The following is a 21,543-nucleotide window of genomic DNA, read 5'->3' on the forward strand; positions in this document are numbered from 1 at the left end:
GTGCTCCCTCTTACTGCGTTTGCAATCTGATCACACTGATCGCTGCTCGACCATTTGATTTCTCTTTTTTCTTGAACGCCCGAGTCGCCGCTACATCACCCAGCGATTGTGCAAAGACATCCTCATAGCTGCCATCGCCACGAGTGGCTATCTCTTCGCCAACTCGAATAAAGGTACTGCTTTCAAGTGACTCCTGTTGCAAATGACTGAGAGACATTTGCGGTGCAGTTTTGCTGGCAGGCACGGCAATCACCACAAATTGCTCTTCCCCTTGAGTACTGGCACTGCTCATTTCTCCTTCAAAATCTTCCGATTCACCAGCAGACAAGCGTCCACTAAAGCCAGGGTCTGGGAAGATCTGAGTGATCCCCATACCGCTGTCGATGAACATCACAGCTAGATCCACTGGATTGCGACCTCGGTTGGTAAACGATACCTTGAGCAGATCGCCATCTTGAGCTGTGATCACCTGCTCTAGCCCACGAGACTCGTTGTTTAATGATACATCTGACTCAATACTAGATTTACCTTGCATGCTAGCCGCTAAACGTCTGAGGTTATAGGCACGAACGACTCGTGAAACTCCGTTGTGAAGCGTCTTATCCGCATTAGGTACTCGTTCCAAACTGAGTGACAAATACTTCTCTTGCTGCTTATCATCACACACCTCATTGGAGGTGCTAGCTACCAAGTCACAAGGCAAGAATTGGTTGGTTAAGGTGAAAAAGTAAAGCCTCTGTGGCGTTACATACAAAGAGATATCCGCAACATCATCACTTGCCACCCATTCAACCGTGCGAGCAAGGTGCTCATTGTCGGAGAGCAATTGCGTCATCGCCGTTACCCACTTCTCATTTGGCATTTTTTGCCATTTAAAGCGGATTTTTTCCGGTACGGCAGGGCTAAGTAGCGAGACGTAATGCGCTTTATTTCCGTCAGCTTGGTGGCTAAGAGCGCCATCACGAAGCTCAGCTTGGCTAGTAGTTAGCCCAGACTGAGTCACCTCCATCACTGCAACAGGCTCATCACTGCCAATATCGGCAAACACTTCTACCACAGCACCGACACCAAGCCCATTGAGCTGACCTGCTTGAATCGTATATCGGCCTTTTTTCTCAGTGAGGGCAAATCGCTCTGAGATCTCCCCTTCTCGATGGAAAATAGGTTGATCCAATTGGGCCCCGCCTTCAAACAAAGGCATGGTGCGATACCACGGCATGCTGTTGTAACTCGATAAGATCCCTTGAGCGAGCTGACGATAAGTAATATTAGGGTTTTGGCTGATAAGGTTGGTCATGGTGTAAGTGAACAGCCCCTGAGGCGAGCTAACTTCACCATTCGGCAGCAGCATTTCTGGGGCTTCTTCATTGCTTTGCGCAGCGCCAAAGCTCACCAAAGCCCCTGCATCAGAAGCCAGCTCAACGGGTGCTAAAGTATCTGCCACGGGAAGGGCTTTGCTCTTAGCAGGTTTTGAAGAACGCAACGCCTGAAGACCCACATTACGCGAGCGAAACTCTTGTCCAGTCAAACTGCGCGTCATAGTGCCGGAGTGGCATGAGTCGAACACCACCCACACATTTGCGCCCTTATTACGCAGACGCGTGGTAAGAACATTCACTTGGTTGTCGGTAAGGCTGTTGCTCACCGTACCCAGTTTTTTAGACCATTGACCGATATCGCGCGGTAAGAAGATTTCATCGAGTCCATCGGCACCTTCTTCTTTCCCCCCGCTCAAGTTCGGTTGCTGACTGCCGTGACCGGAGAAGTGTAAGTAAACAAAATCGCCTCGGTTAACCTTGGCTGTGATGCTTTCAAATGCGGCCAAAATATTACTACGAGTGGGCAAAGGTGCACCTTCTACACCATCAGCAAGCAAGGTGATATTGTCAGAAGATACCCCTTGTTGCTGCAACATAGTTTTTACTCTCAAGGCATCATACTTTGGACCTTCAAGATTGAGTGACGGGTCCAAACTTGGGTATTCAGATACCCCAACCACTAGCGCATGGTAAGTTGTCGCTTGAGTCGTGAGCGTAAACAGGAGAGTGAAGATAGCCAGCAAAGCACGCATATAAATGATCCTTTTCCTACACTGTTCAACGCAAATTGTGCCATCAAACCTATGATGAACCCTTGTCTAAACTGAACAGCAGTAATGAAGTTTTCCCTAACTCATTTCAATAGTTACAGCACACTATTCGGTGCCAAAAGTACAAATAAAGCCAACCCAATTGTAGCAATCATGCTACATTTACCCAATAAATTAATAACTCCAAATCGATAAGATTCAGAGTTTTGAGAACAGAAGAATTGGCATTCATGGAGGAGTGCATGGCTATTTCGTTTTTGGCTAATCGTCGCTTGAGTACCAAGCTCATCGCTTCACTATGTTTTCTTGGTGGAAGTTTACTGGCCAGCTCAAACACTTTCGCAGGTATTAAAACCAAAGATGGCAAGGTACTCGAAAAGCCTTGTCCAAGCGCAGAGTTCGGCGAGCTGTTTTTCGGTCAAGAAAAATCCTTTGGCACATCTCGCCTAGACCCACTCAACTACCTGCTCAATAAATCAAGCTATGAAACTCAAGAGATGTATTTGATTTGGTTAACGGACCAAACCAATTACCACGGCAGTTACCGCATTCAATCTCCGTTTGCAGGGGCGGATCTTGTGGCGGTAGGCGTGGCGTGTGAGCAGCTGACCCCAGGGCTAGAACAAGCTCTAATTGCGACACGAAAAATGGTCAGCCCCAATCAAACATTGGCACTGGATACTCACTACATGGGCGATCTCGGCCTTTCGTTTGACCAAATTGTGCAGCTGCAAGGCGAAGCCTTTCTCAGCGCCAACAAAGAGCAGCCGCCTGAGCTCTATGAAACCATCGCCGAACTGGCCTACCACATTGACAATTCACAAGTGCGCGCCAAATCTCGTAGTTTAGAGGACGAGTACTTTATTCAAACCGTCTATTACGCTACCACCCGAGCTCCAGAGCAAGACGATGACGTTTATTATGGAGGTGAGCGCGACGTACAAACGCCACTTCGCTTGGGACAAGCAGACATATCTATACCCAAAAACCATGAGCGCGGAGCGATAGAACAGCCTTGGCTATCGCTTAAGTGGTTAAAGCAGCCCAATAAGCATGTGCTGATCCAGTCTGTCACTGAAATGAAACCTGATAGCTTTTGGCAATCGCTACCCATCAAGCAAGGCCAAGGAGCTTGGGACAACAGTGTAATTGTCTACATCCACGGCTATAACGTGGCGTTCAGATCGGCGCTTAAACGCACCGCCCAAATGGCCTACGACTTTAATTTTTCAGGTGTGCCTTTGCTGTTTTCTTGGCCGTCAAACGGTTCCCTGCTTGATTATGCATCTGACCGAGAAGATGCTATGTGGAGTGCGACCTACTTAACTTCATTCCTTGACTCTTTGGATGATAAATACCCTGATAGCAACGTTCATATCGTTGCACATAGTATGGGTAACCAAGTACTGCTCAATGCGCTCAATGAAATGGCGCTACAGGATCAAAGCACTCGCTTTAGCAGCGTGATTTTGGCTGCACCTGATGTGGATAGCCAGTGGTTTGAATATCAACTTGCTCCAAGAATTCAAAATCTTGCGCACAACTGGGCGATCTATACTTCTGAAAATGATGGAGCGCTTATAGCCTCAGAAAAGGTTAACCAAGCTCGACGCCTTGGCATGCCAGTCAGCCTGGTTGAAGGGGTAGATGTGATAGATACCAGCGGCTTGAATGCTGCACCATGGAGTATTCCTGAATCTCACTCTTATTACGCTAACAAGCTGCCAGTGATTGAAGATTTGATTGCTCATTTGAAGGGCATTGATCCTGACCAACGTAACCTACTTAAAGCCAGTAATGCTCAAGGCAATTACTGGCGAATGATTGACGAAGAGTAACTTCAACTGAGGAACCACTGTGAAGCTAGCAAAACGACTTTCTCTTGGCACGTTTTACGCCCTGTTCGCCACCTCCATGCTAGCTTCCCCCAACGCTTTGGCGGCTCAAGAGTGTAAAAGGGGTTCCCTAGATCAAGCGAAAGACATACGACAGGCCATTGCTGCCGACAAGGCAAGTGAGACTCAGTGGCTACTCGAAAACTGTTCCAATCCAAGCCTTATCTCCAGCAACTCTCTTGAGTGGGCGCAGCTAGCACTTCAAACCCAATCAGACCCGATATGGCAAAGCCTCATTGACGCTAATATCGACTTGTCACAACCGGTTAAATTTGGTCAAACCCTGTTCGATTGGGCGCTTGAACAAAATAACCCATGGGCGGTTGATAAGCTTATCCAACACAATGCAGCTAACTCGCTTGCGTTTAGCTTTGGCCACCTTGGCGTTGAACCACTAAACAATGATCACACTGAACTGGTCGATGTGTTGATCAAGCACGGTTATCAGCCAGAGCAAGCGCCCTCTTTACTCGCCGCTGCACTTGAACAAGATAACCCTACGTTGGTGTCCAAAATCATCAACCGCTACCAAATCAACCTTGGGGAGAGCATTGATTACTCCATCACAGCGGCCTTAACCCATGTTTTTCAGCGTGGCGATACCAAAACCATCCATTTGCTGCTCGACAACGGTCTATCACTCAAATGGAACTCTGATGCGGCGCCAATGCTCGAAAACGCCGTTAAATCTGACGATGAAGAGCTGGTGACCAAAATATGCCAGTCTGGTTACCAAGAGTTTTTTACGCCAATAGAGCTTGCGATCACTGGACAACATACCGAGTCGCTCGCGGCTATCACTGCTCACTGTGTCCCGAGGGTCTATCAAGAAACCGCTTACCAAAATAATGTTCAAACGGTTCTGGCAAGTCGCAACCCCGAACTTTATCAGGCTTTTTGGTCAGGAGTTTTTGACATTAACGATCCAATCTCTTGGAAAAAAGATGCGTTAAGTTTTTCAGTGGAATCCAACGACATTTGGATGATGGAACAACTGCTTGCCCTAGGCGCAGATTCTAAAAAGGAATACTCAGACCAACTCCTAGTCAATGATGCCATCAAAAGTCTATCGCCTGAGATTGCATTGCGGCTGATTGAGCTCGGAGCACCAACAAGCCTTTATGGCGACTATAAAACTATCCACGCTACTGATTCGGCGCTACAACATGGTCAAACCGAGGTTTATAACGCCTTAATTGCTAAAGGAGCCACGCTAGAAATAGCGCTACCCAAACAGTGTGAAGATGCAAAAGAGAGCGGTAACTGGTACGTGCTTTCCGTTTGCCACGATAAGCAGCTCATCGACGATATCAGTAATTACATTGGCCCAGCGCTATTATCCGCCGCTGAGCGAAAAGACTTAGACACAGTAAAACAGTTGATAGCCCGAGGTGCGCCGCTGGATTCCGGATCGTATAAGCATGAGTCGGCACTTTCCATTGCTGTCGAGAACAATGACCGAGCACTCATCGACTACCTATTAACACTAGAGCACCCACAACACTTAGTAGACCAAGCCTTCAAATCTTTAGCCATTGAAAAACACAACCACCTCTATCCTGTTTTAATTGAAGCTAACCTCACGCCTCCTGCTAACCTAATGCATGACGCCATGTGGTTTAAGAATATCGAACTGGTGGAGTACATGGTGAATCAGGGAGCAGACCCTTTAACGCTTGATGCGTTTGGTAACACCCTGCTAACCAGCTTTGCTAGCGCTACCCATTGGCTCGCTGATGAAAAAAACCTTGCCGAGATCCAAAATGCACTACTTGAACTAGGTATCGACCCAAGCACCGAGAACCAAAAAGGCCAAACCGCTCTGTCACTTTGGCTACAACAAACGCAAACCAATCAATATATTCAAGCCTTATCGATGCCAGCCATTGAGCTTATCGAGTCAGGGCAATTCGTGCCTGAGCCAAAACAAGGCAACTACGTACCTTTGCTAGACCATTTAATAAAACATGCCAATAGCGCTCATGCGTTACTGCTGTTGCAAAGTGGCATCTTGGCATCCAGCACTCAAGCGGTCGACTTATCACCACTCAATCGAGCTATTCAAACCAAGCAGTATGCACTTATCAAACCGCTCATCGAAGCGAAAGCAGACGTCAACGCCATTGATGAATCCACAGGGCTTCGAACGCTACACCTTGCGGTGCAAAGCGGCTCAGTTGAAGTTGCTGAACTAGTGATTGAAGCAGGTGCGCAACTTGAAGGGAAAGCAAGAACGTCCAACGGGGCAAGTGCATTATCATTAGCATTGCAGGCCGAACAACCAGAGATGGTTAAGTTGCTGCTAGAACGTGGCGCAGTAGTAGGCAAAGTCGATAACCAAGGCAATGATGCTTTTTATTATATTGCGGCAAACTCCCCTTCTAAGCAGGATTTAGAGAACCTACTTCGTGATTATGCGGTCGTGAATCAAGCCAATGTTGAACTGTATGTCAGCCGATTGTCTTCACTAGACGATGCACCACTCGCTCGTTCACCCAATGGTAAACTTTCGATTCGAAATGCCAATAATGTCATGGAGCTTTGGGACGAAAATAGTCAGCGAGCGCTACGCTTAATTGACGACAGTCGTAACTGGTATGAGTCGATCGTTTTTGTCGACTTCTATGACGATACCACCTTGCTGTTTGCCTATCGTGGAGACGAAGCTGTGACCATGCTCGATCTCTACAGCGGTGAGGTGATTAAATCCATCAAACCCAAACTCGAACAGTATCAAGCGTTCAAAGCCAATGTAAAAAGCGCCCGATACAGCGCTCAATCTAAGCTGCTCGCCATCTCTGATGAATACGGTACCAGTGTCATCAATACACAAGAGTGGAGCCTGCAACATCGCTGGCATGATATCGCACTCTACGACATCGAGTTCATTGAAAATGACACCCTACTGTCTGGGTTTGTGTTCCAAGACCATTACCGATTGCCGATCCTAGACCATGAAGAAGAGAGACCTACTCAGCCTAGCCCACAGGTGTTTGATTTTGCCTCGAAATCCCAAGTGCTCGCCATTGAGCACCTCTCAATTAACCGCAGCGGCATCGCTATCTCTAGTCAGGGGGACAGTGTTAAAGTTAAGGGGGAAATTGTCCATGTTTGGAATAGTGCCAACGGTGAGCTACTCAAAACCATAGATACCCAGCGTGGCGCCATCACCGACCTAGAGTTTCACCCAGATGGTGAGCACTTTGCGACCATCCACCAGCGCACCGATGAAACCTACCAACTAGTGATGTGGTCACTAAGTACCAGTCAGGAGCTATGGAACGCAAGCATCGACACGGCTTCCTTTCACTCACCTAAGTTGCACTTCACCAACGAAGGCCACCTGTTCGCTGTACCAGGTGATCAAAATATTGTGGTGTATGGCCTCGATTCTTCAAAACCGATTACCAGTTTTCGCACCAATGGGGTGGGCGACGCACCAACAGTCAAATCCGTTGGCCCACAAACTGTATTGTTAGCTGATAACCAAGCGATACAACGAGTCAACTGGCGTTCAGGCAAAGTAGAAAAGCGCCTGACTCACTCAAAGCCGTTGCGATTTCACGACATTGATGTCCATCCCCACTATGGCGCTTATGCTCTGACTTATCAGCTGAGCGCGGAAAACAAAGTACACAACGTAAAACTGATGAAGCTCGATGATGAGCTCAATTTAACGCCTGTTGCCAAGCTTGATGACATCAAAAACGAAACTCTGCTTCGTCGCCTCACTAACTCGTCGTGTCTATACGATTTAGAAGTCTTGGCTAGTGATTCAGTGTTACTCAGCTGCTGGGAGACTGGGGTTGCCCATTGGTCCTTAGCTAACAATGAAGCCAGTTTACTTAGAAGTCACAATCGCAAAAAATTCAATACTCGCTTAGATGCAATTGCCGTTGACCTGCACCATAGCAAAGCTCTGATAGCCTCCAGTGACTACTCGTTACACAGTTTAAATTTGCCTGATTTGTCCTCAATCCATGAAGACTATTATCGCTTCGACAACCGACTCAATATCAATAGCCTCGCACAGCAAGGCAATTACCTAGTCACAGGTTCTGAAAGCAATGAGACAACCAGCTTGTGGGATAAGTCCAGCCAGAAAGTCCTCGGTAAATTTGACCACCCAGAGTTTTCCAAACAGGTCACAGGGGTGGCGATTGCAAGCCAAGCCGATCGAATGATCAGTTGGGATAGCCACAACGGGGTAGACTTATGGGAGCTCTCCACAACCAACTTCTTGAGCCGTTATAAGCATCGAGATCCTGCATATACCATAGTCTCAGCGGCTATCAGCCCAGATGCGTCTCATGCAGCTATCGGGTTGTCCGACGGTTCAGTGGAAATTTGGGACATCAAGACTAACCAAAGAGTCTCCGTTTTAGCTGCACAAAAACTCTGGGTAACCGCAGTTTCATATGATGCCACGGGAGAGCGCCTGTTTGTCGGAGCAAACAGTGTATCTATTTGGGACACCAGCACTTGGCAGCAACTTGATGAACTGCCAACACCGGCAGGTTGGGTAGATAAACTCGCTGTCATGAGCAACGACCAGCTGGTCGTTGGCTATCGATTGCAGCAAAGCTCGCGTTCAGACAGTTATTACACCCTAATGTGGGATGTGACAAAGCAAAAAATCACCCAGCAATTTGACCAGCATAAGCTGCTCGCCAGTGATGACAGACAAAGCCTACTTGGCTTTGGTGAGCAGCTACTCACTCTTGACTCAGATGGCAAGCTCACCAATCACCCCGCCCGCCTTCAACAAGATGGGCACTACTTGTTGGATGGGCAGAACATCACTATCGGAACCCCAAATGCCTTACTGCGCACAGATGGGACTGAAATAGTACATTTTAAAGACCGACTACCCGTCAGCGATGTTGATGGTGAGTCTAACCTGCACCAAGTGCTTTATAGTCACAATCGCCGATGGACCTTGGTTAGAACCGACAATCATTTTGGCTTATTTGACACCACTAACAACCAACAAATCGGCTGTTTCAGTGCGCCACTGGGCGCAATCGAAAGCTATCACTATCAGCCAGAGCTGCGCAGTTTACACTTAACCGACAGCACCCTCGGTGCTCATCAAATCCACTTTGAACCGCTAGCAACTGCTGCGACCACGTGTCAGCCGCTAGAGTTAGCACACAACCAAACTACACTGCCAGATTCTGGTGACAGCTTCCAAATCGCCGAACGCAACAATCCTTGGAAAGTCGATTCAACCAAAGCAAGTTTGTCTGTCGTTAGCCAAGATAAGCTGAAGATGGCTTTTGCCAACGATAACCGTATTCAACTGCTCGATGTCGCTGCAGGCGCATTTATCGAGCCAATCTGGACAGACACCGCAGTTTATGCGCTAGCCATTTCTACCGATGGCACTTTCATCGCCACCATGCATAACGATACCCAAGTGCGAGTATTTAATACCAATTTGCTCACTCAAGTGGCGCAGTTTGAAGCTCAGTTTAGTCAAGCAGAGAGTATCTCCTTCACTCGAACTCAAGGTGAACTGCAACTTAATTTAGTGACTACTCAAGACAAAGACGTCGAAGAAAACTGCTCACCAGGCTGCATCACTACAGTTCATTCGGTTGAAAGAGCCACTCAAACTTTTGCTGTGTTAGAGCCTAAGCAACTCAGTATCACTATTGAAGAGGGCAAACCTCACAACATAGAATTGCTCGCCTCGCTGTCGAATGCACAACAGATCACGGTGAAACAGCTAAACGATGAAGAAAATCTTCCGCTCACTAAGCCAAGTGATTTTGACGCCTTCGCTTGGTATCTCAAAGATCATGACTACATCATGGATGATCATTGGTGGGTGTCTGGTATTGGCAGCAGCCAAGTGACCATTCTCGACCTCAATTCTGATCGCAGCTATGTTCACCAAATCTCATCACCTAAAATTGAAGATTACATCAAGCACGTGGTCATCTATGAGCAGCTAGACAAGCTGCTGCTCATTGACCAATCTTTAAAACTCACTCTGGTCGACCTCGCAACACAGACACCTTTGGCACAATCTCAGGTGTATCCAGACAACACTTGGGTGATCGTCGATCCGCAAGGTCGCTATGACAGTAACAGTCCCGGCGACCTACCATTTTCAGCTTGGATTGCTGATGATGCGCCATTTAGCGCCATGCCAATCGAGCTATTTCTTAACCAGTACTATGAACCTCGGCTGTTAACTCGACTATTGAACAATCAGCCGTTTGCACCGATTGAAAGCCTTGCTCAAATCAATCGCATTCAACCACTGGTGACTATCGACGCTTTATCTCATTCCGCCGATTCACCAAGTCAGGTGGACATTACCGTTTCCGTAGTCGAACAAGCCACAGAAGGGAAAAATGGTATCGGTGGAACCTCATCAGGAATTAGTGGTGTGAGACTATTTCGGGGTCATCAACAGGTAGGGGCACTCACCAAAGCTGAAGTCGAAACACTGATTGAACAAGGTTCATTAAGCTATACCTTCAAGAAGATAAACCTAGCTCAAAACAGTGCCGACACTGGCACCCAGTTTAGCGCCTATGCCTTTAACCGAGATGGCGTGAAAAGCCTAACGGCTAAGTCGCAGTTTGTTCCAAAGCTTCCTCTACCTAAACGCCCAAATCGCGCCTATGTGGTAAGCATTGGCGTCAACGAATATCAAGCCCCGATTTGGAACCTAACCTATGCCGCGGCGGATGCCAGTGCTATCGCAACCACCATTGAACAGGGTCTAATCGCCGATCAAAACTACGATCAAGTGATCTCCGTGCCGCTACTTTCCAGCATGACAGACAACCAAGGTAATACGCTACAACCGACAAAAGCCCTGATCCACGCAACGCTAGCGCTTTTGTCTGGTCATGAAATCGATGCAAAGCTCAAGGCCCAAATTCCTAACGCAGATCAAATTGAAGCATTAACGCCAGATGACATGCTGTTTTTCTTCTTTGCCGGGCATGGATTATCAGATAATGGGGATTTCTACCTATTCCCATACGATATTGGACAAGCAGATAAGCGCAGTGTTACCCCCGATATGCTGAGCCGAGCCATCAGCAGTGTGCAGCTCGATGAATGGATGCAAAGTATCGATGCAGGAGAGTTTGTCTTAGTCATCGACGCCTGTAATTCCGCAGCCAGTGTGCAAGGCGCAGGCTTTAAACCCGGACCGATGGGTAGCCGAGGGTTAGGACAACTTGCCTATAACAAAGGCATGAAAGTATTGACCGCCAGTGAAGCCGAAGCTGTGGCACTGGAGAGTGCTAGTCTTAAACACGGCCTATTGACCTATGCGCTAATCCAAGAAGGTTTGCTCGATAGTCACGCTGACCGAGCGCCTAAAAATAGCCGAGTATCGGTCAACGAGTTCTTAACCTATGCCCAAAGTCGAGTACCCGAGATCCACCAATCTCTATACAGTGGCGATAAAAGTATCGACAGCAGCCGAGGGTTTAAACTCAATGCGAAAAAGCGTGAAAATGCCAAACAGCTTTACATCCAAAAACCAAGCTTGTTTGACTTCTCGCCTAAGCAGACCAATAGCGTGCTGTTTAATTCAACAGGGCAAACGCCTTAGAACGGGTTACCAGTGTCATGTTATTGTGTAGAATTTGCTCTTGCTTTGCCCGTTTATTGACGAGGTCATGAGGATAGTGCAAGGGCCTGTTTGACCGTAGTGCAGTAGATAGCATATTAACTAAATTTATCTCGCACCAGAAAAGCGAAAAGCACCCCGCAGGATGCTTTCTAGAGTGCTCAAGTCAGAGTCATTGGCGAGAATTTTATTACCAAAACTTAAGCCTGACGAGCTAGTGTCTGAATTATGGTACAGGGTGGCTCTAGTGTCAACTATACAACTCCAGGTAGAATTGTAACGACACCACGTTTGCCTATGACCTCGTATACTTTTGAACTCTTCATGATGGAGTTAAACTGCCTTTTCGCTTGAGTTGGCGTTAGCATATTACTGTAATAAATTGATTTATATACATTCAACGCTTCTAAACTAGTTAGCCAATCAAAATGAGCTTTGTAATGAGATTCGAGGTAATCACTCTTCCTATCTTCAGAGATCCAACCTAACAATCTGCATATTCTGTCATTAAGTGTTCTCATGCGTCGCATACTTTCTTCTGGTGTTGATGCGGCAGGATAAATTACGGTGTTTGTCCGATGATGCTTAACTTCTGTAAACTTCCATATAGGTTCATGGTGAGCAATGCGGTTCCTCAATTCATTTACTTGGCTTAAACGGTTAAGCAAATCGTCTATTGCATCTCGAGTCCAATAAGTTGGGTGTACTGCAAAGTGCCCCTTTAGCCCATTAAAGAAAGTACTTTTCCAGTCTACCGTATTGTTTCTTACCGTGTGATAAATCAAAAAGCTCCAAAAACCAAAACTTTGTGCCGCAATTACTTTTCCAGGAGTAGGGAGTGGCTGTTTGGCTACTAACCGTCGTCTTCTCGACCTTAAGTGAGTCACTTTTCTAATCAGATCTACCGTTTTTGGGTGAATATGATTTTGCTCAATTAAGTACTCATACCAATCATTGTCAAATACATGCCCTTGCTGTCGATGTATTTCGAATTGACGCGACAGCTCTCTATGAATGGTATTTCGCAAGGCTACTTCAAATATACTAATTAGCTTAAAGAATGACGCTGATAGAGCATCATTCCACAAATAAACACCTAAGCACTCCTCATCCGATGCTAGGTTAAAATAATTGCGATAACTGTTGAGGCGATCTGATGATATCGTATTGATAGTTTCACTAATATTTTTAGGTTTCATACACTTATAGTTACGGAGCAAATGGACAATAAATACAATCAACTTATGAGCACTAAGTTTCATACTACATAAATATTAAGCGCTCCGATACCAGCACATAGTCCGATTATGTGTATGAGAAAACGTGACGACATCAGGTCAAACACCCTAAAAATAGTGACCAATCTCCAAATAACGTTGCTTGATATGCTCCGCCAGTAAAGTCACTTTATTAAGTGGCTGTCGGGTGTATGGGTACACTGCATAAATACCTAACTTTTTGCCTACCTGATCAGGCAGTAAGTCGATAAGCGAGCCATTATTGATATCATGATAAACCAAGCAACGGGGCACATAAGCAATGCCGTATCCCCCTAGTGCGGCTTTACGCAGGGCACCAGCGTTATCGGTTGAGAAGTTGCCTGCAACTTTAAGGATGTAGTGCTCATCTTGGCGCTTAAATTGCCACTCCGACGCGCCAGTGGTTTGATAAGCGTATTGCAGACAGTTATGGGATAGCAGGTCTTGGGGAGTTCGAGGACGGCCTTTTTTGGCAATATAGCTTGGTGAAGCACATACTACCCATTGCGAGTCGATGATATGGCGAGCAATCAAGGTCGAGTCTTCGAGGTAGCCTGTCCTGATGACCAAATCAAAGCCTCCATCAATCAAATCAACAAAGCGGTTTTCAAGTGACATATCCACGGTCAAACCGGGATGCATGGAACAAAATTCTGCGACCGCATCAGCGAGTACCAAGTCTCCAGAGATGGTTGGTACCGACATCTTGATGTGACCTGTCATGGATTGCCCTAAATCCGACACCGCTTCTTGCGCTGCATCGGCGGCCTGCTTCACATTTTTCGCCCCTTGATAGAGAGCGGTACCTGCTTCCGTCAGACTCAACTTACGAGTGGTGCGATACAAGAGTTGCACCCCCAGATCGGTCTCTAACTTCGCAATTCGTTTACTAACCACAGAGTTTGTCAGGCTATTTTCTTCCGCCGCCTTACTGAATGACCCCAATTCAACTACTTGGGAAAACAGTATCAGATCATCTGCTCGCATCTATTTATCCACTTTTGGAACTAATCTTTTTCATTATTTCCATATATCAAGCAAAAGGAAAGGAGTATTGTCACGTTGCGTTAACAATTTTATAAAGAGATGCCCAATCAAGCATCCACATAACGCAGCATAAAAATAACAATTTCGACGAAACACTCTGTAAGCCATGTACGAGGATGTACTAATGAACGAGACCCTACTTGCCCTGATCGCCTTTTCGCCGATCGTAGTGGCTGCCATTTTACTGGTTGGCCTGAATTGGCCAGCAAAAAAAGCGATGCCTGTCGCTTTCGCTTTAACTGTTGCCATTGCCCTACTGTTCTGGGACATGTCAATCACTCGCGTTATCGCTTCTAGCCTGCAAGGGTTAGGCATTACCGTTTCGGTATTGTGGATAGTGTTCGGTGCCATATTTTTGCTAAACACTTTAAAACAAACTGGTGCTATCACCACAATCCGTAATGGGTTCACCCATATTTCACCCGACCGCCGCGTACAAGCCATCATCATTGCATGGTGTTTTGGCTCATTTATTGAAGGCGCTTCAGGTTTTGGTACGCCAGCGGCGATTGCTGCCCCACTTTTGGTGGCGATTGGTTTCCCTGCGCTAGCAGCCGTGCTTATGGGCATGATGATCCAATCCACTCCAGTATCCTTTGGTGCGGTGGGCACACCAATCATCGTGGGGGTAAACAAAGGATTGGATACCCACAACATTGGCAACGTACTGATTGAGCAAGGCTCTAACTGGGAGGCTTACCTACAGCAAATTACCTCAAGTGTCGCACTGATCCACGCAAGTGTAGGTACATTAATGCCTGTCCTAATGGCAATGATGTTAACTCGCTTTTTTGGCAAAAACCGTAGCTGGACTGAAGGGCTAGACATTCTGCCATTTGCTCTGTTTGCTGGCATTGCTTTCACTGTCCCTTATGCGTTAACGGGTGTTTTTCTTGGTGCAGAATTCCCATCACTGATTGGCGGACTAACAGGTCTTGCGATTGTGGTTACCGCTGCGAAGAAAGGCTTCTTGCTGCCAAAAAGCCAGTGGGACTTTGAATCAGAAGATAAGTGGCCAAGTGAATGGCTGGGCTCGCTCAAAATTGATTTAGATAGCGGCAACAGCAATAAACGCCCAATGAGCATGGCACTGGCTTGGACCCCATACGTACTGCTGGCAGCCATCCTTGTTGCTAGCCGTGTGAGCCCAGAGTTCAAAGGTCTTTTGAAACAAGTGAGCCTCACCTTTAGCAACATCTTGGGTGAAACTGGCGTATCCACGGCGATCCAACCACTGTACCTACCAGGCGGTATCTTAGTGGCTGTGGCTATAATTGCTGCGATTATCCAATCTGGTAGCGCAAAACCACTTAAAGATGCATTTGGCGAATCTAGCAAAACTCTGATTGGCGCAGGCTTTGTATTGGTGTTCACCATCCCTATGGTACGTATCTTCATCAACTCAGGTGTTAATGCTGCAGACCTTGCCAGTATGCCTGTTGCAACGGCGAATTTCGCAGCGGAGCTAGTGGGTCAAGCCTTCCCAATGCTCAGTGCCACCATTGGTGCGCTAGGTGCATTTATCGCAGGCTCTAACACCGTATCCAACATGATGTTCAGCCAATTCCAATTTGAAGTAGCGCAAACACTGTCTATCTCAAGCGCCGTTGTGGTTGCCCTTCAAGCCGTAGGCGCTGCTGCTGGCAACATGATTGCGATTCACAACGTAGTCGCTGCTTCAGCCACGGTAGGCTTACTTGGTCGCGAAGGTGCGACATTGCGCAAAACCGTATTGCCAACAATCTACTACCTTTTGATGACAGGTCTCATCGGACTCGCCGTCATCTACGGGTTGGGCATTACCGACGCCCTGCAAAAATAACTCCATTTTGACCGTTTAACCGATAAATCGCAGCCTAGACTCTAGGCTGCGAGCAAGGAAGTAGTATGCGTATCTATCCTTCAAAGCCTGAGAAAGTGTATTTCTACGCCACCTGCGTGGTTGATATGTTCGACCCTGAAGCGGGTCTCGATGCCATCACGCTACTGGAGCAGCAAGGGATCGAAGTTATCTATAAAGAGAAACAGACCTGCTGTGGACAGCCAGCCTACACTTCGGGTTATGACGATGAAGCCAAGCAAGTTGCCTTGAGCCAAATGGCGTTATTCGACCAAGATTATCCGGTGATCGTGCTGTCAGGTTCTTGTGGCGGCATGATGCACCACCACTATCGCCGACTGTTTAGCGGCGAGCCAAATCAAACCCAAGTGGAAGCTTTTTGTGATCGCGTGTTTGAGCTGACCGAGTTTCTGGTCAAAGTATGCCGAGTAAAACTCAACGACCAAGGCGAGCCAACAACAGTCGCTATGCACACCTCTTGTACTGCACGTCGTGAGATGGGCGTAAATATTACGGCGACCGAGCTACTGTCTCAGCTCGATAATGTTTCACTCAAGATTCAAGATTATGAAAGTGAATGTTGTGGCTTTGGCGGCACTTTCTCTGTGCGCCACCCGAACATCAGTCAAGCCATGGTCGAAGACAAAACCAAACACTTAGTTGCAACTCAGGCCGAGTATTTAGTCAGCGCTGATTGGGGCTGTTTGCTCAACATCAATGGTGCGCTTGATTACCAAGGTCACACTTGGAAAGGCCGTCACATTGCGAGCTTCTTACTTGAACGTACGGGAGGCGCTTAATCATGCAAAGCCCAGAAAAGTTCCACCAACAAGCTAAAAATGCGTTGGATGATAAGCAAATCAGAGCAAACTTTCGCGGTGCGATGGACTACTTGCGAGATAAACGTAAAGGCGCATTTCCTGACGTTAAAGAAGAACAGTACAGCAGAGATCTGGCCCAACAAATCCGCCAACGTTGTTTAAGTAAGCTGCCCCAGCTACTCGAACAACTGGAATCAAACTGCCAACAAAATGGCATCCAAGTTCATTGGGCGGAAGATGCCGAGCAAGCGAATCAGATCATCGCTGAGATCAGCCACAAGCATCAAGCTAAGCTGATGATCAAAGGCAAATCGATGGTAAGTGAAGAGATCGAGCTCAATCACTACCTCGGTGACCGAGGTGTTGAGTGTTTAGAAAGTGACATGGGTGAATACATAGTGCAGCTCGACGGAGATAAACCGTCGCACATCATCATGCCAGCGATTCATAAAAACACCCAGCAAGTAAGTGACACCTTCGATGAGAATCTAGACGATTTTGCACCAACGCTGGATGTAGACACTCTAATCCAAACTGGGCGAGAGCGCCTGCGTCGTAAATTCTATGAAGCAGATATTGGTTTATCCGGCGTTAACTTTGCGGTGGCAGAAACCGGTACCTTGTGTCTGGTTGAAAATGAAGGCAATGGTCGAATGACCACCACAGTGCCCAAAGTGCACGTCGCTATTACTGGTATCGAAAAAGTGGTTGAGTTCTTGTCTGACGTGCCGCCTCTGTTCAGCGTTTTGACCCGCAGCGCCACGGGACAACCGATCACCACTTACTTCAATATGATCAGCTCACCTCGCAAGGAAGGTGAAAAAGACGGCCCAGAAGAAGTGCACTTAGTGCTGCTCGACAATGGCCGCTCTCAAGCGTATATCGACGATGAAATGCGCCAAACATTGCAGTGCATTCGCTGTGGCGCTTGTATGAACCATTGCCCTGTCTACACCAAAATTGGCGGCCACGCTTATGGGACAGTCTACCCAGGCCCAATCGGAAAAATCATCTCGCCACACCTAATGGGCTTAGAAGCAACCAAAGATTTGGTTACCGCATCGAGCTTATGCGGCGCATGTGGTGAAGTTTGCCCTGTCAGGATCCCTATCCCAGACTTGCTGCAAAAACTGCGTAAAGAAGCCAAAAACCCAGCTCAAGAAGGGCAACAAGCGCTCGACGGCCAAGGGGCTGCCGAAAGCAAAACCGAGCAACTAGCGATGAAAGGCTTTGCTTGGCTAGCTACTCACCCCAAAGCCTACCGTGCTAGCACAACATTAGCTGGGCACTTAAGAGCGCTCACCCCAAATAAATTAGGCGCTTGGACTCAATGCCGTACCGCCCCTAAACCTGCGGCAAAAAGTTTACATGCTCGACTAAAAGCCAAACGTGCGGAGGATAAGTGATGAATGATATTTTCTACAGCCGCAACAATATTTTAAAGCGTCTCAAACAAGCCCAAGCGTTGGCAAAACCGGTTGAAAGTGGCATCGGCACGATTCCTAACACCGAAACGCAGCTCAGTGATGAAGCACTTGAGAGCTTTAAAACCAAACTCACTGCAAACCACGCAGAAGTGCTGGTCATTACCCCCGAATCTATCACTAGCACCATAGATAACCTTGTCGAGCGTCACGAGCTAAAACAGGTGATCACAGGAACGCACGGTGAGTACCAATCGCAGTTCGAACAAGCGTTACTACACTGCAATCATCACTTGTTTAATCAAACACTTGAAGAGTTCAAATCACAGCTATTTTTTGAAATCGATGCGGGTATCACCCACTCTGTGGGCGGGATCGTAGATACAGGTGCTATCGCTTTATGGCCGTCACAAAACGAGCCTCGCTCTCTGTCATTAGTGCCACCGTGTCATATCGTATTGGTCAAACGCTCGTCGCTGCACGCCAACTTTGCGGGCCTAATGGCGGCGCAAAACTGGCGCAGCCAGATGCCAACCAACATAGTACTGGTATCTGGCCCTTCTAAGACAGCCGATATACAGCAAACACTCGCTTACGGCGCTCACGGACCGAAGAAGCTGATCGTATTAATCATCGATGACCTCATGCAAGGAGCACAATAATGACTCAAGCGACATATCAAACCTTGTGCGACTTGTTAGCAACTCGCATCGATAAGCAAAGAATCATTACCGATGAAGATCTGCGCCTGGCCTACGGTACAGATGCCAGTTTTTACCGCCTAATACCACAAGTCGTGTTGCGCCTTGCCACCTTGGAAGAGGTGGTTTTCGCCATTCAAAGCTGCCGAGAACTGGAAATCGCTTATACTTTCCGTGCCGCTGGCACCAGTTTGTCTGGCCAAGCAGTATCTGACTCGGTGTTGATCACTCTCACCGATGATTGGCGCAATCACGAAATCCTCAAAGATGGTGACCAGATCCGATTGCAACCGGGTGTGATCGGTGCAGATGCCAACAAATACCTAGCACCATTTAAACGTAAAATCGGCCCTGACCCCGCTTCTATCAATACCTGTAAGATTGGTGGTATTGCAGCCAACAACGCCAGCGGAATGTGCTGTGGTACCGCACAAAACTCTTATCACACCGTAGAAGCGATCAAGCTGGTACTGCACGATGGAACAGTGCTCGATACGAGCGATGCCAGCAGTGTCGCAGAATTCAAAATAACCCATAGCGCCCTACTTGATGCACTTAGTGAACTTCACAACCAAGTCGAAGAAAACCAAGTGCTTAAAGCACTCATTGAACACAAATACCGTCTCAAAAACACCACAGGTTATGCGCTTAACGCCTTGGTCGATTACTCCGATCCTATCGATATTCTGACTCACCTGATGATTGGCTCGGAAGGCACCCTTGGCTTTATCGCCGACATCACCTACAACACCGTGATTGAACACAGCCACAAAGCGAGTTGCCTTGTTGTGTTTGGCGATATAGAGCCGGCATCACAAGCCGTGAGTCAACTGGCAAACACACCAGTAGCAGCCGTCGAAATGATGGATGGTCGAGCACTCAGGTCGGTGGCAGATAAACCAGGTATGCCTGACTTTATGCCAAGTCTGACCCTAGATGCCGCAGCGCTGCTAATTGAGGTACACGCAAGCAGTTGCTCTGAACTGTCCGAGAAAACCGCTGAGGTAAACCAAGCTCTAGAAAATTTCGACGTGATTGAGTCAGTCCCTTTCACTCAAGATGCTAAAACCGTCGCTACTCTATGGGGTATTCGTAAAGGCATGTTCCCTGCGGTGGGTGCTGTTCGCGAAGCGGGAACCACAGTAATCATTGAAGATGTGGCATTCCCCGTTGAGCACTTAGCCCAAGGGGTGTTAGACCTGCAAGCACTTTTCGACAAATATCACTACAGTGAAGCGATCATCTTCGGCCATGCCCTTGAGGGCAACCTGCACTTCGTTTTCACTCAAGGATTTGAAGACCCTAAAGAAGTCGAACGTTACGGTGCATTCATGGATGATATTGCCGAGCTGGTCGCCGGCAAATACCAAGGTTCACTAAAAGCGGAGCACGGTACAGGGCGCAATATGTCACCTTATGTCGAGCTTGAGTGGGGGCAAGATGGCTACGCACTCATGCAGCGGATCAAACAGATCTTTGACCCAAATGGCTTGCTCAATCCAGGGGTCATCATTAACCCCGATCACCAAGCGCACCTCAAAAACCTCAAACCGATGCCAAAAGCGGACGATCTGGTTGATCGCTGTATCGAATGTGGTTTCTGTGAGCCAGTATGTCCATCACGTGGCTTAACTCTCACACCACGCCAGCGCATCGTCATGTATCGAGAGCTATCGAGACGTGACCGAGCCAATGAAGAGAGTGGCCAAATGGCCGAGACCTTCACCTACCAAGGTTTGGACACCTGTGCCGCGACTGGCTTGTGTGCTGATCGCTGCCCAGTGGGTATCAACACTGGAGATTTGGTCAAAAAACTTCGCACGGCGAAGTACAAAAAATTCACCCCTATTGCGAGCTGGACAGCCAGTCACTTTACCGCCACAACTAAAATGGCGAAGGCGGGACTTGCCATCAGTAACATCAGTGCCCGCTTGATCGGCGAAAAGAACATGGCGAATGCGGTTAACGGCTTACGCAAAGTATCTGGCAACCGTTCTCCGTTCTGGATGAAGGAGATGCCGCAACCGAACAAACATGCACTTAAACCTTCATCTGGCGGCAATCAAGACAAAGCCGTGGTTTACCTGCCCTCTTGTGCTAGTCGTAATATGGGACAACAAAGCGATGCTGCTGACCAAAGGCCATTGACCGAAGTTACACTGTCACTTCTGGAAAAAGCAGGCTATCGAGTCATCGTGCCGAAAACACTTGATGATTTATGTTGTGGCATGCCATATGACAGTAAAGGTATGAATGACATAGCGAAAACCAAGTCAGAACAGTTAGAGCAATCTCTGTGGCAAGCCAGCGAACAAGGCAAATACCCAATTTTGATGGATACCAGTCCTTGCTCGAAACGCTCTAAAGAGTCGTTCACCCAGCCACTAGACATCTATGAACCTGTTGGCTTTACCTCCAAGTACTTACTCGATCACTTGGATCTAACCCCAGCCGATGAAACCGTGATGCTCCACGTCACTTGTAGTGCTCGCAAGATGGGCTTAGCCGGCGACATGCTCAACCTCGCCAAGCAGTGCGCGAAATCCGTAGTATTGCCAGAGCACATCGAGTGTTGTGGTTGGGCAGGAGACAAAGGGTTTACCACCCCTGAATTGAATGAAAACGCCCTTGCACCACTCAAACAGCAAGTACCAAGCGAGTGTACTCGTGGATTTAGTAATTCAAGAACCTGTGAAATTGGCTTATCCCACCACTCTGGTGTGCCATATCAATCGATTTTGTATTTGGTAGATGAGGTGAGTTCGGTACGACAATAATATGGAGCTTTAAACAACCCATATTATCAGCCATTTAATATTAGCGCTTTCACATGAGTGAGCGCTAATATAAGAAGAAGAACATTG

The 21,543-nt window shown here is 47.5% G+C and carries 10 protein-coding genes; 7 read left to right on the plus strand and 3 right to left on the minus strand.

What is annotated here, in order from left to right:
• Positions 1-10: 10 nt before the first annotated feature.
• On the minus strand, positions 11-2,071 hold the full coding sequence (locus J4N39_RS21460; RefSeq protein WP_252024781.1) for a caspase family protein: 2,061 nt from the start codon (positions 2,069-2,071) through the stop codon (positions 11-13).
• 260 nt (positions 2,072-2,331) lie between these two features.
• On the opposite strand from J4N39_RS21460, the gene J4N39_RS21465 reads away from it, so the two are divergent.
• A complete protein-coding gene (locus tag J4N39_RS21465; protein WP_252024783.1) occupies positions 2,332-3,927 on the plus strand; it encodes an alpha/beta hydrolase in 1,596 nt (531 codons plus the stop codon).
• 19 nt (positions 3,928-3,946) lie between these two features.
• Entirely contained in the window at positions 3,947-11,569 is a 7,623-nt protein-coding gene (locus tag J4N39_RS21470) for an ankyrin repeat domain-containing protein (RefSeq protein WP_252024785.1), read from the plus strand.
• Positions 11,570-11,841: 272 nt separating this feature from the next.
• Here J4N39_RS21470 and J4N39_RS21475 read toward each other — a convergent pair whose 3' ends face one another.
• On the minus strand, positions 11,842-12,786 hold the full coding sequence (locus tag J4N39_RS21475; RefSeq protein ID WP_252024787.1) for an Abi family protein: 945 nt from the start codon (positions 12,784-12,786) through the stop codon (positions 11,842-11,844).
• A 147-nt stretch (positions 12,787-12,933) separates the two neighbouring features.
• Entirely contained in the window at positions 12,934-13,833 is a 900-nt protein-coding gene (locus J4N39_RS21480; RefSeq protein ID WP_252024789.1) for a LysR family transcriptional regulator, read from the minus strand.
• 184 nt (positions 13,834-14,017) lie between these two features.
• Between J4N39_RS21480 and J4N39_RS21485 the strand changes: the two genes are divergently transcribed.
• The 5 genes from J4N39_RS21485 to J4N39_RS21505 all read left to right on the plus strand — a co-directional run bounded on the left by J4N39_RS21485 (position 14,018) and on the right by J4N39_RS21505 (position 21,456).
• Positions 14,018-15,715, plus strand: coding sequence for an L-lactate permease (locus tag J4N39_RS21485; RefSeq protein WP_252024791.1), 1,698 nt, complete (start codon positions 14,018-14,020; stop codon positions 15,713-15,715).
• A gap of 65 nt (positions 15,716-15,780) precedes the next feature.
• On the plus strand, positions 15,781-16,533 hold the full coding sequence (locus tag J4N39_RS21490; RefSeq protein WP_252024793.1) for a (Fe-S)-binding protein: 753 nt from the start codon (positions 15,781-15,783) through the stop codon (positions 16,531-16,533).
• Between the two features lie 2 nt (positions 16,534-16,535).
• Complete coding sequence (locus tag J4N39_RS21495; RefSeq protein ID WP_503064071.1) at positions 16,536-17,960, plus strand: LutB/LldF family L-lactate oxidation iron-sulfur protein; 1,425 nt, start codon at positions 16,536-16,538, stop codon at positions 17,958-17,960.
• Positions 17,960-18,640: a LutC/YkgG family protein gene (locus tag J4N39_RS21500; RefSeq protein ID WP_252024795.1), complete on the plus strand. Its 681-nt coding sequence runs from the start codon at positions 17,960-17,962 to the stop codon at positions 18,638-18,640. The genes J4N39_RS21495 and J4N39_RS21500 overlap by 1 nt, the downstream gene beginning before the upstream one ends.
• The gene (locus J4N39_RS21505; protein WP_252024797.1) at positions 18,640-21,456 is read left to right on the plus strand and encodes an FAD-binding and (Fe-S)-binding domain-containing protein; all 2,817 of its coding nucleotides are present in this window, start codon (positions 18,640-18,642) and stop codon (positions 21,454-21,456) included. The genes J4N39_RS21500 and J4N39_RS21505 overlap by 1 nt, the downstream gene beginning before the upstream one ends.
• Positions 21,457-21,543 lie beyond the last annotated feature (87 nt).

The sequence above is a fragment of the Vibrio sp. SCSIO 43136 genome (assembly GCF_023716565.1).
GTDB lineage: Bacteria > Pseudomonadota > Gammaproteobacteria > Enterobacterales > Vibrionaceae > Vibrio.

Excerpts from the sequence above, each read along its gene's own strand:
- J4N39_RS21460 (WP_252024781.1), bottom strand. The coding sequence starts at position 2,071 with ATGCGTGCTTTGCTGGCTATCTTCACTCTCCTGTTTACGCTCACGACT.
- J4N39_RS21495 (WP_503064071.1), top strand. The coding sequence starts at position 16,536 with ATGCAAAGCCCAGAAAAGTTCCACCAACAAGCTAAAAATGCGTTGGAT.
- J4N39_RS21485 (WP_252024791.1), top strand. The coding sequence starts at position 14,018 with ATGAACGAGACCCTACTTGCCCTGATCGCCTTTTCGCCGATCGTAGTG.
- J4N39_RS21475 (WP_252024787.1), bottom strand. The coding sequence starts at position 12,786 with ATGAAACCTAAAAATATTAGTGAAACTATCAATACGATATCATCAGAT.
- J4N39_RS21505 (WP_252024797.1), top strand. The coding sequence starts at position 18,640 with ATGACTCAAGCGACATATCAAACCTTGTGCGACTTGTTAGCAACTCGC.
- J4N39_RS21480 (WP_252024789.1), bottom strand. The coding sequence starts at position 13,833 with ATGCGAGCAGATGATCTGATACTGTTTTCCCAAGTAGTTGAATTGGGG.
- J4N39_RS21465 (WP_252024783.1), top strand. The coding sequence starts at position 2,332 with ATGGCTATTTCGTTTTTGGCTAATCGTCGCTTGAGTACCAAGCTCATC.
- J4N39_RS21500 (WP_252024795.1), top strand. The coding sequence starts at position 17,960 with ATGAATGATATTTTCTACAGCCGCAACAATATTTTAAAGCGTCTCAAA.
- J4N39_RS21490 (WP_252024793.1), top strand. The coding sequence starts at position 15,781 with ATGCGTATCTATCCTTCAAAGCCTGAGAAAGTGTATTTCTACGCCACC.